Origin of the sequence: Hymenobacter aranciens (assembly GCF_030580865.1) — a bacterium.
Classification (GTDB): Bacteria; Bacteroidota; Bacteroidia; order Cytophagales; family Hymenobacteraceae; genus Hymenobacter; species Hymenobacter aranciens.
Window position 1 is genome coordinate 212640 of sequence record NZ_JAUQSY010000001.1, and the last position, 15603, is coordinate 228242.

Annotated in this window: 18 protein-coding genes; 15 read left to right on the forward strand and 3 right to left on the reverse strand. The window is 62.9% G+C overall.

Features of this window, described 5'->3' with window-relative positions; all coding sequences use genetic code 11:
* Positions 1–8 precede the first annotated feature (8 nt).
* The 11 genes from Q5H93_RS00850 (at position 9) to Q5H93_RS00900 (ending at position 7350) form a co-directional block, all read left to right on the forward strand.
* Positions 9–566 carry a hypothetical protein gene (locus Q5H93_RS00850; RefSeq protein WP_305004576.1) on the forward strand — a complete coding sequence of 186 codons (558 nt, stop codon included), beginning with the start codon at positions 9–11 and terminating at the stop codon, positions 564–566.
* Positions 567–731: 165 nt separating this feature from the next.
* Entirely contained in the window at positions 732–1307 is a 576-nt protein-coding gene (locus Q5H93_RS00855) for an RNA polymerase sigma factor (RefSeq protein WP_305004577.1), read from the forward strand.
* A gap of 2 nt (positions 1308–1309) precedes the next feature.
* Positions 1310–1576 (forward strand): hypothetical protein, encoded by a 267-nt coding sequence (locus Q5H93_RS00860; protein WP_305004578.1) that lies wholly within the window; start codon positions 1310–1312, stop codon positions 1574–1576.
* Between the two features lie 83 nt (positions 1577–1659).
* On the forward strand, positions 1660–2352 hold the full coding sequence (locus Q5H93_RS00865; protein WP_305004579.1) for a ClpP family protease: 693 nt from the start codon (positions 1660–1662) through the stop codon (positions 2350–2352).
* 74 nt (positions 2353–2426) lie between these two features.
* Positions 2427–3353 (forward strand): cation diffusion facilitator family transporter, encoded by a 927-nt coding sequence (locus tag Q5H93_RS00870; protein WP_305004580.1) that lies wholly within the window; start codon positions 2427–2429, stop codon positions 3351–3353.
* 267 nt (positions 3354–3620) lie between these two features.
* On the forward strand, positions 3621–4865 hold the full coding sequence (locus tag Q5H93_RS00875; protein WP_305004581.1) for an MFS transporter: 1245 nt from the start codon (positions 3621–3623) through the stop codon (positions 4863–4865).
* 104 nt (positions 4866–4969) lie between these two features.
* Positions 4970–5326 carry a hypothetical protein gene (locus Q5H93_RS00880; protein ID WP_305004582.1) on the forward strand — a complete coding sequence of 119 codons (357 nt, stop codon included), beginning with the start codon at positions 4970–4972 and terminating at the stop codon, positions 5324–5326.
* Between the two features lie 162 nt (positions 5327–5488).
* The gene (locus Q5H93_RS00885; protein WP_305004583.1) at positions 5489–5755 is read left to right on the forward strand and encodes a hypothetical protein; all 267 of its coding nucleotides are present in this window, start codon (positions 5489–5491) and stop codon (positions 5753–5755) included.
* Positions 5756–5872: 117 nt separating this feature from the next.
* Complete coding sequence (locus Q5H93_RS00890) at positions 5873–6313, forward strand: DUF6526 family protein (protein WP_305004584.1); 441 nt, start codon at positions 5873–5875, stop codon at positions 6311–6313.
* Positions 6314–6431: 118 nt separating this feature from the next.
* Positions 6432–6734: a DUF4286 family protein gene (locus Q5H93_RS00895; protein WP_305004585.1), complete on the forward strand. Its 303-nt coding sequence runs from the start codon at positions 6432–6434 to the stop codon at positions 6732–6734.
* Between the two features lie 37 nt (positions 6735–6771).
* Positions 6772–7350, forward strand: coding sequence for an arylesterase (locus Q5H93_RS00900; RefSeq protein ID WP_305004586.1), 579 nt, complete (start codon positions 6772–6774; stop codon positions 7348–7350).
* Positions 7351–7479: 129 nt separating this feature from the next.
* Here Q5H93_RS00900 and Q5H93_RS00905 read toward each other — a convergent pair whose 3' ends face one another.
* Positions 7480–8394, reverse strand: coding sequence for a DUF72 domain-containing protein (locus tag Q5H93_RS00905; protein ID WP_305004587.1), 915 nt, complete (start codon positions 8392–8394; stop codon positions 7480–7482).
* Positions 8395–8823: 429 nt separating this feature from the next.
* On the opposite strand from Q5H93_RS00905, the gene Q5H93_RS00910 reads away from it, so the two are divergent.
* The 3 genes from Q5H93_RS00910 to Q5H93_RS00920 all read left to right on the forward strand — a co-directional run bounded on the left by Q5H93_RS00910 (position 8824) and on the right by Q5H93_RS00920 (position 13636).
* On the forward strand, positions 8824–9684 hold the full coding sequence (locus Q5H93_RS00910) for a septal ring lytic transglycosylase RlpA family protein (protein ID WP_305004588.1): 861 nt from the start codon (positions 8824–8826) through the stop codon (positions 9682–9684).
* A gap of 166 nt (positions 9685–9850) precedes the next feature.
* Positions 9851–12289: a penicillin acylase family protein gene (locus tag Q5H93_RS00915; protein WP_305004589.1), complete on the forward strand. Its 2439-nt coding sequence runs from the start codon at positions 9851–9853 to the stop codon at positions 12287–12289.
* 246 nt (positions 12290–12535) lie between these two features.
* Entirely contained in the window at positions 12536–13636 is a 1101-nt protein-coding gene (locus Q5H93_RS00920; protein ID WP_305004590.1) for an energy transducer TonB, read from the forward strand.
* A 100-nt stretch (positions 13637–13736) separates the two neighbouring features.
* Here the strand turns inward: Q5H93_RS00920 and Q5H93_RS00925 are convergent, their stop codons facing one another.
* On the reverse strand, positions 13737–13982 hold the full coding sequence (locus Q5H93_RS00925) for a hypothetical protein (RefSeq protein ID WP_305004591.1): 246 nt from the start codon (positions 13980–13982) through the stop codon (positions 13737–13739).
* A gap of 174 nt (positions 13983–14156) precedes the next feature.
* On the reverse strand, positions 14157–14861 hold the full coding sequence (locus Q5H93_RS00930; RefSeq protein ID WP_305004592.1) for a C40 family peptidase: 705 nt from the start codon (positions 14859–14861) through the stop codon (positions 14157–14159).
* A gap of 322 nt (positions 14862–15183) precedes the next feature.
* Between Q5H93_RS00930 and Q5H93_RS00935 the strand changes: the two genes are divergently transcribed.
* Entirely contained in the window at positions 15184–15507 is a 324-nt protein-coding gene (locus Q5H93_RS00935) for a hypothetical protein (RefSeq protein ID WP_305004593.1), read from the forward strand.
* Positions 15508–15603: the final 96 nt, after the last annotated feature.

Below are 15603 nucleotides of genomic sequence, written 5' to 3' on the forward strand. Positions count from 1 at the left end.
AGTTACTCATGAAAATCACTTTCTTCCGCCCTTTCGCCCTGATTCTTCTTGCCGCTCCCTTCTTCACCGCTTGCGACGACGACAAGGACCCGGCGCCCGTCGATGAAAACGAAATCATCACCACCGTCACCTACACGCTGACGCCGGTGGGCGGCGGCACGCCCGTGTCCATCACCTACCGCGACCCTGACGGCGACCAGGGCTCGCAGCCGGGCGTCATCACCGGCGCTCTCACGCTCGCGGCCGGCACCAGCTACACTGGCGCCCTCACGCTGCTCGACGAAACCAAGACCCCCGCCGGCAATACCACCGCCGACATCCTGGCCGAGGCCGACGAACACCTTTTCGTGTACACCGTGAACCCCGCCGGGCTGCTCACCATCGCCCGCACCGACAAGGACAGCAAAAATCTCGAAGTCGGCCTGGCTACTTCCGTGCAAACCCGCGCCACGGCGGGCACGGGCACGCTCAACATCGTGCTGCGCCACCAGCCCGGCGTGAAAGACGGCACCGCCACGCCCGGCTCGTCCGATGTGGACGTGAATTTCCCAGTGACGGTGCAGTAAGCTGATTTTTTCTCCGGTTTGGTTCAGTTGGAGAATACTTGGGAAAGCCCTGGCCTTTGGTCGGGGCTTTCTTGTTGTAGGTGGAGTTGCCGGCACGCCAGTAACTTCCATTTATTTTTCAGTCTTTCGGGTGATACTTGCGCCCAAAGTGGATTAACCAGTACCATGCCCGCTACCGCCCTCCCCGCCACTTCCCCGCCCGCCGCGCTTCGCCAGGCCCTGCTGGCCGACCGCACCCGGACGCTCACCCAGCTCTACGCCCGTGCCTTTCCGGCCGTGCAGCGGCTGGTGCGCCGCCAGGGCGGCTCGGCCGAGGATGCGCAGGACGTGTTTCAGGATGCGCTGGTGGTGCTGGTTGAGCAGGCCGTGGCGGGCACGCTGATGCTCACGGCCTCGGCCGGCACCTACGTGGTGGGCGTCAGCCGCCACCTGTGGCAGCACGAGCTGCGCCGCCGCGCCCGCCTGCCCCACCAGCCCCTGCCCGACGACCCCGGCCTGCTGCTCGCCGAGGCCCCCGCCGCCGAAGAACCGGTCTTCGCCGTGCTCGACTACGTGCAGCAGCTGGGCGAAAAATGCCGCGAGGTGCTGCTGGCCTTTTACTACTTCCAGCAGCCCCTCACCCAGATTGCCGCCCGCCACGGCTACCGCTCGGTGCGCTCGGCCACGGTGCAGAAGTTCAAGTGCCTGGAGCGCCTGCGGGAGAAAGTGCGCGCCGTATTCACCCCCGAATTCGCCGACTAGCCATGCGCCCCGAACTCGACCGCCTGCACCTCATCGAGCAGCAACTGCTGCAAACCCCGGCCGCCCTGCCCGCCAGCGAGTGGCACCTGCGCCAGCTTTTCGACGGCGAGCTGACGGCTGATGCCGCCCTTCAGCGGCAGCTCTACCACGGCCTGCACCAGGCCGGGCGGCAGCAACTCAAGCGCGAGCTGCGGACTATTCACACCCAGCTTTACGGCTCGCCTGGCCCCCGCTGGCTGGCCGCGCTACGGCGCTGCTGGCCCTGGTAAAACCTTTGATTTAATGGCGTTGCTGCCCCTTGCATAATGCAAGACGGGCCACGCCATGCCCTTTTCAAACCCCTCATTTCCTCATGCTCAACCAAACCGAATTCCGCAAATTTGCCGTGCACGGCCAGGGCCTCAACGGCCTGACCGTCGACCGCTACGTCTCGAACGTCGAAGCCGCCGCCCGCCCTTACGTGCAGAACATGACCCGCTCCGTCATCGAGGAGCGGCCCCAGAACTTCCGCGAAATCGACGTCTTCTCGCGGCTCATCATGGACCGCATCATTTTCCTCGGCCAGGCCGTGGATGACCATATTGCCAACATCATCAACGCCCAGCTGCTGTTCCTCGAATCGGCCGATTCGCGCAAGGACATCCTGCTTTACATCAACTCGCCCGGCGGCTCCGTCTACGCTGGCCTGGGCATGTACGACACCATGCAGTACGTGCGCCCCGACGTGGCCACCATTTGCACCGGCCTGGCCGCCAGCATGGGCGCCTTCCTGCTCTGCGGCGGCGCCATCGGCAAACGCTCGGCCCTGCCCCACGCCCGCGTCATGATTCATCAGCCCTCCGGCGGCGTGCAGGGCGTCTCGGCCGATATCGAAATCACGGCCCGCGAAGTAGTCAAGCTGCGCCAGGAGCTCTGCCAGATTTACGCCGACCGCACCGGCAAAACCTACCAGCAAATCCACGACGACTCGGACCGCGACTACTGGCTGCGCGCCGATGAGGCCCAGGAATACGGGCTGATTGACGAGGTGCTGCGGCGGGGCTAAACCTGCTTCGGTATTCAGAACATGGCCATAAGACGACTAGTTACGTTCTTCGCGTAACCTACTGCGCCTTCGCCATGCCCCACTCGCACGCCTCCCACGCCGGCCACCAGCACGCCGCCCCGCCGCCCGGCGGCAGCTTCAGCGCCGCCTTCGCCACCGGCATTGCCCTCAACGTGGCCTTCGTGATAGTAGAAACCATCGGCGGGCTCTGGGCCAACTCCGCCGCCCTGCTCTCCGATGCCGGCCACAACCTCTCCGACGTGCTCAGCCTGGCCCTGGCCTGGGGCGCCGCCTGGCTGGCCGGCCGCCCCGCCCAGGGCCGCTACACCTTCGGCTACCGCGGGGCCACCATCCAGGCCGCCCTGCTCAATGCCATGCTGCTCTACCTCGCGCTGGGCTTCATCCTCTGGGAAACCATCAACCACCTGCGCCACCCCGCGCCCGTGAATGGCAAGGCCGTGATGCTGCTGGCCGGCGTCGGCATCATCGTCAACGGCGTCACGGCTCTGCTCTTCCGCGCCGGCCAGAAGTCCGACGTGAACGTGCGCGGCGCCTACCTGCACATGCTCACCGATGCCCTCGTCAGCCTCGGCGTGGTGCTGGGCGGCGGCCTCACCCTGCTCACCGGCTGGGCCTGGCTCGACCCCGCCCTCAGCTGCATCATTCTCATCATCATCGCCTACACTTCCTGGGGCCTGCTGCGCGACTCCCTGCGCCTGGGCCTGCAAGCCGTGCCCGACGGCATCGACCTGGCCGCCGTGCGCGCCTGGCTGCTGGCCCAGCCCCAGGTGCAAAGCGTCCACGACCTCCACATCTGGAGCCTCAGCAGCTCCGGCCACGATGCCGCCCTCACCGCCCACCTCGTGCGCCCCGGCGGCGCCGATGCCCCCTGGCTGGCCGCCCTCTCGAAGGGTTTGGAGTCCGAATTTCACATCCACCACAGCACCGTGCAGGTCGAAGACTCCGAATTGCCCGACGGCTGCCACAGCGGCTGCGACTAAGGTGGTAGCACAACAACCAGTCGAGCAGCACCGGTTACCCGTCAGCACCGGTTATCTCTCTGTCAGTAGGATTTATTCGGCCGTCAGTATTAATTATTTCAGTGTAAGTAATAATTATTTCAGTGCGAGTAGGATTTATTTCAGGGTAAGTACCCATTCGGTACCTGCCAGTAGGATATAATTAAGCGACAGTAGGATTTCGGCCGGAAACAGCCCCAAACCCGTCCTATTTCCGCATCTTGCGGCCCCAATCCAACTCCCACCCCCGTGTCCGCCACCCCTCCCGTTAAGAATACCGTCCTCACGGCCGCCGTCATCGTGGCCGCCCTCGGCTACTTCGTCGATATCTACGACCTCATTCTCTTCAGCGTCGTCCGCGTCCAAAGCCTCGCCAGCCTCGGCATCGAGGCCAAAGCCGCCGTCAAGGCCCAGGGCGAATACCTCATTTCGATGCAGATGGGCGGCATGTTGCTCGGCGGCATCCTCTGGGGCGTGCTCGGCGACAAGAAGGGCCGCCTGTCGGTGCTCTTCGGCTCCATCCTCATCTACTCCCTCGCCAACCTCGCCAACGGCTTCGTCCAGACCATCGAGCAGTACGCCTGGCTGCGCCTCATCGCCGGTATCGGCCTGGCCGGCGAGCTCGGCGCCGGCATCACCCTCGTCAGCGAAAGTTTGCCCAAGGAAAAGCGCGGCCTCGGCACCATGATAGTGGCCACCGTGGGCGTGAGCGGCGCCATGCTGGCCTTCTGGGTGGGCCAGCGCCTGGGCTGGCAAAAGGCCTACATCACCGGCGGCGTGCTGGGCCTGGCGCTGTTGGCCCTGCGCGTCAGCGTGTTTGAGTCGGGTATGTTCCAGAAAACCCAGGCCCAAACCGACGTCTCGCGCGGCAATTTCTGGCGGCTCTTCACCGACACCGCGCGCCTCGGCCGCTACGTCCGCTGCCTGCTCATCGGCGTGCCGCTGTGGTTCGTCGTCGGCATCCTCATCACCTTCGCCCCCGAGTTCGGCGAAGCCCTCGGCATCCGGGGTCCCGAGCCGCTGTCGGCCGGGCTGGCCGTGTTCTGGTGCTACTTCGGGCTGGTGTTTGGCGACTTCGCCAGCGGCACCCTCAGCCAGCTGCTCCGCAGCCGCAACCGCGCCCTGCAAATCTTTCTCGTCTTCTGCGCCCTGCTCGTTGGCGTCTACCTCTACGGCCTGCGCGGCGCCACGCCCACCACCTATTATATGGTGTGCTTCGTGCTGGGCATCTCGGTCGGCTTCTGGGCGCTGTTCGTCACCGTCGCCGCCGAGCAGTTCGGCACCAACCTGCGCGCCACCGTCGCCACCACCGCGCCCAATTTCGCCCGCGGCTCCGTCGTGCTGCTGGTGCCCGCCTTCCGCTGGGCCGAATCCGTCTTCGACAGCCGCATCACCGGCGCCGCCGTGCTGGGCGGCGTGAGCTTGCTGGTGGCCTTCTGGGCCGTCAGCACCCTGCCCGAAAGCTTCGGCAAAGACCTCGACTACGTGGAGTAGCAAATGAGTTCCAAAAGTCGGATTTATTTTTGAAAATGAGAAAGTTAAACTATTAGAGGCGGCGCGGCGTACACAGTCCGAACCCCAGGTTTCTAACCACCCTCATGAAAAAAATCCTCGGCCTCCTGGCCATCCTCGCCCTCTTCGCTTCTACCACCCAGGCCCAAACCCTGCCCCCCAGCCCGCTCACTCCCGAAATGCAGCAGCAGCGCGCCGACGAAGCCCGCCGCAACTACGACGCCCAAAAGCAGCAAGGCAACGCCGACCAGCAAGCTTCCCGCGACACCCGCGGCGCCATGAAAGACAGCAAGCAGCAGCTGCGCGCCCAGAAAAACCAGCTCAGCGAGCAAAAAAGCCAGCTCAAAGCCCAGCGCCGCACCGAAAAGGAAAGCGCCACCCGCGAAAAAGCCGCCCGCACCGAAATGAAAGCCGAAAAGAAGCGCGCCAAAGCCATGAACTAAGCCGCGATATACCAGTCGCGCTTTAGTCAAATAAAAAAACTCCGGTCTGCACCGGAGTTTTTTTTGTTCCTTGCAGTCCGGCAGCCACCGCCCCGCGCCCGCCGCCCCGCCCGGCCTAAGCGCCGCGCTCCCATCTGCTTACTCCCACTCACCTGCTTTCCCATGAAAAACGCGTTACTCCTTTGCTTCCTGCTGGCCGTCGCCGCCAGCGCCCACGCCCAAAACGGCAACTCCTCCATGTCGTCCGGCAGCAGCGGCTCCGGCGTCAAGCTGAAATCGACCGCCAAGGCCGCCGAAAAGAAAACCAAGCACCTCAAGCAGGAAACCCGCCAAACCCAGCGCGAGCACGACAAAGTCGAAAACCGCATCGACGCCCAGAACAAAGCCCGCCGCAAAGCCGCCCGCGCCAAAGCCGCCGACGGCAAATAAGCCCGGCAGCAACCCCGCCTTCCCGCCCCGCGTTAGCCCATCACCCGCTACTTTCGTCAGCGGCCGGGTCCCTTCGGCCCATTCACCCGCCGCCGGCCGTCGCCGGCATTCCTCCCTATGGCTGCCAAAAACCCCGTTCAGTTCTATCCCTGGCACCATTTCGTGCTGGTGCCCGCCGCCCTCATCATGGCCGGCTACGCCGTGCGCCGCTACGTGGCCGTGGCCGGCGACGACTCCGAAATCTCCCGCCTCTGGTTCACCGTGGCGGCGCTGGCCGTCATCGGCCTTGGCGTGCTCGTGATGCTGCGCCAGCACTACGCCCTCACGCTGCAGGACCGCATCTGCCGCCTCGAAGTGCGCCAGCGCTACTTCGAGCTCACCGGCCAGCGCTTCGCCGAGCTTGAAAAACAGCTTTCCCTCAAGCAAATCCTCACCCTGCGCCTGGCCGGCGATGCCGAGCTGCCCGCCCTGGCCCGCGCCGCCGCCCAGGAAAAACTCACCCCCACCGACATTAAAGCCCGCATCAACGACTTCCAGTTTGATACAATGCGGGTGTGATGTTGTTAGGGTAGGAGGGTGTGGGGGTAAGAGGGTCGGAGGGACGCGTGAGAACATTTCCTCCGGCTTTCCCTTTTCCCTCCTACCCCCATACCCGCCTACCCTCATACCCTCCCTCATGATTCTCTACAACGTCACCACCAGCCTCGACCCCGCCATCGCCGACGAATGGCTGGCCTACATGCAGGAAACCCACCTGCCCGAAGTAATGGCCACCGGCTGCTTCATCAAAAACCAGCTCTGCCGTCTGCTCAACGAGGAAGACAACGGCATCACCTACGCCTCGCAGTACTACTGCATCAGCCTCGAGCAGCTCGAAGCCTACCAGCAGCATTTCGCCCCCGCCCTGCGCGCCGACATGGAAAAGAAGTTTTCGGGCCAGTACGCCTCCTTCCGCACCGTGCTCGAAATAGTGGAGTAGGGGAGTCAAACCGCCGTTTTCGCTGTTGCAGCAGCACATGAAAAACATCATTTTCTTCGGCGACAGCCTCACGGCCGGCTACGGCCTGCGCGCCGGCGACGACTTCCCCGCCCATATCCAGCGCCAGCTCGACCAGGCTGCGCTCCCTTATAAAGCCTTCAACTACGGCGTCAGCGGTGAAACCAGCGCCGGCGGCCGCCAGCGCCTGCCCACCATCCTGGCCCGCCAGCCCGTCGATGTGTTCGTGCTCGCCCTCGGTGCCAATGACGGCCTGCGCGGCATCCCCGTGCGCGAAACCGCCCAGAATCTCCAGTTCATCATCGACGAGGTAAAGCGCCGCTTCCCCCAGGCCCTCGTCATCCTCGCTGGCCTCGAATTACCTTTCGACCTCGGCCCCTTCGGCGCGCACCAGCTGGCCCGCTACGCCACCGAGTTCAAAGCCCTGTTCCGCACCCTGGCCGAGCAAAACAGCCTGCCCTTCGTGCCCTTCCTATTACAAGGAGTGCTCGGCCGCCGCGAGCTCAACCTGCCCGATGGCGTACACCCCAACGCGGCGGGCCAAAAAATCCTGGCCGAGAACGTATGGGCCGTGCTGTCGGCCAACCTCACCCCCTGACCCCCAAAGAATGCTTGATTCGCATTCCTCGTGGAGAGGGGGCACCGGTCATGCACTTATCGGGAAATCGTTCGGCTCCCCCTCTCCACGGGAGAGGGGGCCGGGGGGTGAGGTTCACGTGGGCAGAACTCAGAACAAGCTCCCCTGCACCGCCTGCGGAATCACAAACGGCTTGGGCACCACCATCCCCGTCAGCTCCCGCACCCGGTCCAGTAAGTAGCTGGTCCACACCGGCGCGTCCAGCACGTTTTTCTGGTGAATGAAGACATACGCCTCGTGCATGCCCTGGGCATACCACGCGGCCAGCCGCTCGGCCCAGGCGTCGGCGCGCTGGTAGTCGGTGCTGTGCAGCCCGTGGCCATTGAAGCGGATGAGCGCCGTGGGCGTCGTCAGGCGCATGGGCAGCACGTCGCGGCGGCCTGCTACGTCGGTTATCACCAAGGTTTTATTCAGCGCTTCCAGCGTGGCGAACACCGCGTCGCGCAGCTCCCGGTCGGCAAACCAGCGCGGGTGGCGCAGCTCTACGGCCAGCGGCACGGTGGCGGGCCAGTCGAGCAGGAAGCGCTCCAGCCGCGGCAGATGCTCGGGCCCAAAGTGTGGCGGCAGCTGCAAAAAGGCCCAGCCCAGCGTATCGCCCATCTCCTCAATGGCGCGGCTGAAAGTCAGCACTAAATCATCCGTATTAAACAGCTCCCGCTCGTGGCTGATGCTGCGCGGCAGCTTCGGGCAAAACTTGAAGCCCGGCCCCACCGCCCCGCGCCAGCGCCGCACAGTGGGCGCATCGGGAATGCGGTAGTGCGTCATATTTAGCTCCAAACTGTTGAACTGCTGCGCATAGTAGTGCAAGTAATCGGCCTCCTTGATGCCCAGCGGGAAGTAAGAGCCCAGCCATTCCTTGTTCGTCCAGATGGGGCAGCCCACGTACAGCTTCGGCGCGGCAGGCTGCGTAGGGAGGGCCTGCGCCAGCAGCCGGGCGGTTTCGGGGTGGTCGGGGGGCAGTCGAAAATCGACGTAGCGCAGGTCGGGGAGGCGGCCAAAATCCATAGGGCGAAAGTACGGCGGCCCCCGGCAATGGTTGGAAAACTGGTGATTGGTCTGCCAGGCAGCCTAGGATACAGTTTTTAAATGGAATTATTCTAAAAATCCAGTTAAAGTCCAGCTTTAGGCATTACAAAAAAAAACTAACCTGCGCAAACAGCTTTTCCACTACTTCGCGTTTCCGATGCCAAAATTTTATACCCGTCGCATAATCTAATTTCTGTGCCCCGGCAATAGTTGCCCCGGTTTTCCAGAAAAAATATCTTCCCCGGCCCGTAGAGCCCGGTTTCGGCGATTTGGAAAAGATAAATTAAATGCAAGTTTTATGACCAAAGTTCAATTTTAATCCCAACCAGCTTAGGAGTGAGCCGGCTTTTTTAGCAAGCCCGGATGGGGGATGGGTAATTTTGTATCGCTAACCATCCCCAATAGCGCATGATTTTATTCCGACGCTCTGCTACCTCCGTCTTTTTTCTGAGTCTGCTTTTGCTGCTGGCCCTGCCCTCCTCCGTGTGGGCCCGCCGCAGCCACACCACGAAAACCTGGAAATTTTCGGCCAACGCCACTACGGTGCTGCGCGGTCGGGCTTCCTGGTACGGACGCGAGTTTCAGGGCCGGCGCACCACCAGCGGCGAACGGTTCAACCGCTTTCAATACACCTGCGCCCACCGCACGCTGCCCTTCGGCACCCGCTTGCGCGTCACTAATCCCCACAGTGGCAAATCCGTCGTAGTTCGTGTATCTGACCGCGGCCCCTACCGCCACCAGCGCATCCTCGACCTGGCCGAGGTCGCCGCCCGCCCGCTCGACATCGTGCGCCTCGGCGCCGCCACCGTCGTAGCCGAAGTAGTGGACGACGAAACCCCCCTCGGCCCCACCGACGCCCCCGAAAACATCGACGTGCTGCGCGCTGCTGACCCGCAGCCGGAAGCCGCCTTCGCTACCTATACTGTTCCTACTGAGCAATCCGCTGCCCTCACCGATTCGCTGGCTGCGGCTGCCGCTCAACCGGTGGTGCCTATCGTCATCGGCACGTTGCTGAAGCCTGCTACGACTTCCTTTATCGTGCAGGCCGGCACCTTCGCCAACCTGACCAATGCCCAGGCCATGCAGGCCAAAATCGAGTCGCTCGACGAGAAGCTCGAAGTAAACCTGAGTGAAGAAACCATCGACGCCCGCATCATGAACCGGGTGCTCATCGGCCAGTTCGGCACCCGCGCCGAAGCCGAGGCTGTGCGCCGCCGCCTGATGCTCTGGGGCATCGGCGGGCTGGTGCGCGAAATTGCCAGTCTCTGACGAGGTTAGGAATCGAATAGAATACAACGCGTCAGTGTCATGCTGAACGCAGTGAAGCATCTTTTCACGCTCGAACGATTGGTTTACTGCCTCGTTCCAGCGTGAGAGGATGCTTCACTGCGTTCAGCATGACACGTTCTTTTGCTTCAACCAGCTAAATTGGGCCATGCTTTCCTGGATAAAAGCCCTCCTGACGCTGGCCGCTGGCCTCGCCCTCGTGTGGGCGCTCAACACCAAGCTCGGCGATACGCCCCCCTTCGGCAAGCTGCTGAGCCCGTACCGGGGCTTCTGGCGCAACGCGGAGGCCGCCGCCGATTTTCCCACGCAGCAGGAACTGCAGCTCCCCGGCCTGCAGCAGCCCGTGACGGTGCGCTACGACGACCACCGCGTGCCGCACGTCTTCGCCCTCAACGACCACGACCTGTACTACGCCCAAGGCTACCTTACGGCCCGCGACCGGCTCTGGCAGATGGATTTCGTGAGCCACGTTGCCGCCGGGCGCTTATCTGAAATCGTGGGTCCGGCCCGGCTCGAAACCGACCGGTTTTTCCGGCGCATGGGCCTGGGGTTTGGGGCTGAGAAATCGCTGAAAGCGGCGATGGCGGAGCCCACTTCCCGGCTGGTGCTTACGGCCTACGCCGAGGGCGTGAACAGCTACATCAAGACCCTGACGCCGGCCACGTTGCCCTTTGAATACAAGCTGCTCGACTACGCGCCGGAGCCCTGGGAGCCGCTCAAGAGCGTGCTTATTCTGAAGTACATGGCTTTCGACCTGACCGGCAAGTCGGACGACATGCGGATGAGCAACGCGCTGGCGAAATACGGTCCGGCCGTGGTCAAAGACCTGTTTCCGGACTATCCGCGCCGCGAAAGTCCGGTCATTCCGCTCGGTACGCCGCTGGATTTTACGCCCCAGCCGGTGCCGCCGGTGCCGGCCGCCTTCAAGGCCGCTGAGGCGGAAGAAGTGCCGCCGTATGACGCCAGAAAAGAGCTGGGCTCGAATAACTTTGCCGTGAGCGGCGCCCGCTCGGCCACCGGCTTCCCGCTGCTGGCCAACGACCCGCACCTGCAGCTCAACCTGCCCAGCATCTGGTACCAGGTGCAGCTGCAGGCGCCCGGCGTGAACGTGTACGGCGTATCCATTCCCGGCGCGCCCTTCGCCATCATCGGCTTTAATGAGCAGGTGGCCTGGGGCGTGACGAATACCTACGCCGATGTGCTCGACTGGTTTCAGCTGAAATTCAAGGACAACACCCGCCGTGAATACTGGCACGACGGCCGCTGGAAACCCCTGACGCCGCGCGTGGAGCGCATCAAGGTGCGCGACCGCCCCGACCGGCTCGACACCGTGCTCTACACCCACCACGGCCCCGTGGTGTACGACCACCAGGAGGAACCATTTCTGTCGCAGACGCCCATCGGCCACGCCCTGCGCTGGACGGCCCACGACGCGGCCAACGAGTTTCTGACCTTCTACCACCTCAACCGCGCCCACGACTACGCCAGCTACGTGGCCTCGCTGGCCAGCTACGGCGCGCCCGCCCAGAACTTTATCTACGCCGATGCCGCGCAGGACATTGCCCTTTGGCCTAACGGTCGTTTCCCACTCAAGTGGCGCGAGCAGGGCAAGTTCGTGCTCGACGGCCGCGACCCCGCCCAGGAGTGGCAGAGTTGGATTCCGGCCGCCCAGAATCCGCACGTCCGGAACCCGGCGCGGGGCTTCGTGAGCTCGGCCAACCAATTCTCCGCCCACCCGCGCGACTATCCCTACTACCTCAACTGGGATTACAGCGGCTCGGAGCGCGCCCGCCGCATCAACCAGCGCCTGGCCCGCATGACCCAGGCCACGCCCGACAGCCTGCGCCAGCTTCAGAACGACAACCTCGGCCTCAACGCCCAGCTGATGCTGCCGCGCCTGCTGGCCCTGGCGGGCACCCCGGCTGCCAAATCGCCCGCCGCGAAAGCCCAGGCCGAGCTGCGCCGCTGGAACTACCAATACAGCGCCGATGCCATCGGCGCCAGCCTGTTTGAGGTGTGGTACAATGAGCTGGTGAAGCGCCTCTGGGACGATGATTTCGGCAAAAAAGCCACCGGCCTGGAAATGCGCCCACCCGCCCGCGACCGTACCAACAATCTGTTGCTGAGCGAAGAAAACAGTCCCTGGGTTGACGACCGCCGCACCCCCGCCCACGAAACGATGCCGCAGCTAGCCCGCCAAAGCCTCGACTTCGCCATCGACTCGCTGACCCGCAAATTTGGCCCGCAAAGCACCAAGTGGCGCTGGGCCAATCAGAAAAGCACCGACATCCTGCACCTGCTAAAAATCAAAGGCTTCGGCCACGATGACGTGGACTGCGGCGGCGGTGCGGGCATCGTCAATGCCACGTCGGAGCGAAATGGACCTTCGTGGCGCATGGTGGTAGCGCTGGGGCCGCAGGTGCGAGCCTACGGGCTGTTTCCGGGCGGGCAGAGTGGGAATCCGGGGTCCGTTTATTACGACAACATGCTGGAAAACTGGCGGGTGGGCAAGCTGGATGAGCTAGTGTTTTTGCGTAGTGCGCAGGAGCAGAACCCGCGGGTGTCGGCCGAGTGGAAGCTGCAGTGATTGGTCGGACGAATTTACCGCAGAGCTTTGTCTGACCATTGGAAGGTGTTAGGTATTAGGTTTTAGGATTCGTATGCCACCTAACACCTAACACCTAACACCTAACACCTAACACCTAACACCTAACACCTAACACCTAACACCTAACACCTAACACCGCTAATCGGCGTGGCCGGAAGTGGCCGGAGGAACCGTTGCGTGGAATTCGCCCAAACACTCAAAAACTGCCTTGCGTAAATTTGCCCCATGAGAACCCGCCTTTTTTCACTGCGCCGGGTTGCGGGGATGAGCTTGCTGCTGCTGGTCGCCCGGCCCACAATGGCCCAGTTTTACAGCCAGTATCCCGCCGATACCTCGCGCATTTTCAGCTACGTCGAGCAGATGCCCGCCCTGCCCGGCGGCGGCGGCAACCTGGCCCTGGTCAAAACTATTCAGCGGGCGGTGCAGCTGCCGCCCGAGGTGCGTGAGGGCAAGGTCGAAGGCCGCGTATTCGTGCGAATGGTCATCGGCGTGAGCGGCGTGGCCCGGCAGTTCAGCATCGCCCAGAGCCTGAACCCGGCTACCGATGCGGCGGCCCTGACGGCCGTGCGCCAGCTGCCGCGTCTGGTGCCCGGTCGCTACAATGGCCAGCCCGTGGCCGTGGTGCTCACGGTGCCGGTGGTGTTCTACTCGCCCCGCCACGTCTTCAGTGCCAATGAGGTAAGCCGCACCCCGCAGTTTGCCGGCGGCAACGATGCGCTCGATACCTACCTGCGCAAAAACCTCAACCCGCCCGCCGAAGTCAAAACCCGCGACCTGCGCGGCCGTGTCACCGTCCGTTTCGTGCTGAGACCCGATGGGCGCGTGGGCGCTACCGAAGTGGTCAACTCCCTCAGCCCCGCCTGCGACGACGAAGCCCTGCGCCTCGTGCGCAGCATGCCGCGCTGGCAGCCCGCCCTGGGCTACGACGACCAGCCCGTGGCCGTGTCGCAGGCTCTCAACATCTGGTTTGAGCCGCCGCCCCCACCCGCCGGCATCGCGCCCCCGGTGCCCGAAACCCAGATTTACAGTCAGGCGCAGAAGATGCCCGAGCTGCCCGGCGGGGGGGGCATCGCCGCCGTCAAAGCCGCGCTGCTCGAGCGCATCGAATTCCCGGAGCAGGCGCTGGCCCGGCAGGGGCAGCTAAGCTTCGTGGTGGAGCCCGATGGCCGCGTCACGCGCCCCGTCATGCTCAAAAGCATCAGCAACGAGTTCGACGAAGCCATTATGGCAGCGGCGCTACGGCTGCCGCGCTTCGAGCCCGGGCAGCAGCGCGGGCGCCCGGTGGCCGTGCGCCTGGTGCTGCCCATTGAGGTAGAAATTCGGTAATAAACTGTCCTGCTAAACGCAGAGAAGCATCCTATTACGCCACAACGAGTCGTTGAGACGTAATAGGATGCTTCTCTGCGTTCAGCATGACAGAGGAGGTTTACTCCTCCTGCGCCTTATTAATAGCCACGACGGCTGCAACTGCCAATACGGCGATGCCGATTATCATTTGCGTCTGCGTGAGTCGCTTCGAGGCTTTGCGCAGCAGGGTGCCGCCGCTTTTCAGCAGGTCGTCAATGTGTTCGGCTTCGCCTTTGAATACGTGGTAGGCGCTTTCGAAAGTCCGGGCCAGGTCTTCGGGCAGAATTTTTTCGAGCTCTTCGCTCGCTTGTTGCGTGATGTCCATTTGGTAAGGCGAAATAAGATGAGAGAAACGGGCTTCGCGGGCCCGTCGGCACTTCTACGTTAAGTCCGGGCTGGTGTTTGGTTGGGCTTGCGGAAAGATGCTGGGGCCGCACGGGGCACAAAAAAAGCGCCCGACTGCAAGAGCCGGGCGCCTTTTCAAAATTCAGACAAATACCTACTGCGCTACGGCCAGTTCGGCGGCCGGCTCGGCGGCTGGCTCAATAGCCATCACGCGGCCGGCCGCGTAGAAATTGTGATTGTAATAGCCTTCGCGCAGCGAGCTGATAGTAACGCCTTTGCCACAAGCCGAGTGAGCAAACTTGCCGTCTTTCAGGTAGATGCCCACGTGGTAGATGGGGCCGCGGCCGCGACGGAAAAATACCAGGTCGCCGGTATGCATCTCCTTGCGTGGCACGCGCTTCACGGTCGTAAACATCGAGCGCGAGCTGCGCTTAAGCGTGATGCCGTATACTTCCTTGAACACGCGGGTCACGAAGCCCGAGCAGTCGGTGCCGTAGCGCTGCGAGTTGCTGCCGTAGCTATAAGGCGTGCCCACCCAGTTGGTTACGGCTTGCAGCAAGTCCTTGTCCTCGGTGTAGTCGAGGTGCAGGCCCAGGGTTTGCGCGTAGTAGTGGTAGGTGATGGAGTCGCGGGCGGCGGTGGCGGCCAGCGCGTCGGCGGGGTTCACGGGGCCTTTGGCGGTGCCGGCCGGGGTGCTTTCGGGCTCATTTTCCAGGAGGGCCGGAAACAGCGATGCTTCGGCCACGGCGGGCGCCGCAGGGGCGCAGGCCGTACCCGAAGCATCGGTAGCGGGGCGTTCGAAGAAGAAAGAGAGAGCCAGCGAAGCAGCGGCGAGGCAATACAGGAGGCTGTTTTTCATTGTCCGTCGTTGGGTGGTAGGGGGAGGAAATCCGGGTTCTGCGGTGAGAGGCAAAAGAGCCGGGCTAGTAGTTTCTCCGTCGATAGGCGATGCTGCGGGCAGCTTGGGAAAAGAAGTGAAAAAGAGTCGAGCAATTGGCTTTTTTTAGTGGTTATAAAGCCAGCCTTGGGGTAAAGCTAAGGCAAACTTTTCGTAACTCCGGCATTTTTGCTCGGAAAAAGTCAAAGATTCTTTATTTGGTACAATGATTTGGGCGAAAAATCTTTTTCGCCCTTGCAACCATCCCGAAACTTTCGGCGTACTAGCGCCCTTCTATTTCCCTATGTCTGAGCCCACCAAATTCCCCCGCACCTGGACCAACTCGCCGCTGGCCCGCATTGCCCGCTTGGTGCTGGGCAATAAGGCCAACGTGGCCATGGTCATTGGCCAGACCGTGCATCTGAGTGGGGCCACCCGCGAAGAGTTTCTGGCCGACGCCGAGTGGCTGGCGCACGAGCGCGTGCACATCCGGCAGTTTCGGGAGCACGGCTTCGTGCCCTTTCTGTGGAAATACCTGGTGGAATCGGCGCGGGTGGGCTACTTCAACAATAAGTTTGAAGTGGAAGCGCGGGAGGAAGCGTATCGGCTGACACGGGGGAAGCGCTGAAAAGCGAACTGTCATCTTGAGCGCCGCGAAGGACCTGCTCACGCCGGAACAATAACTGTTCGGACGCGAGCAGGTCCTTCGCGGCGCTCAAGATGA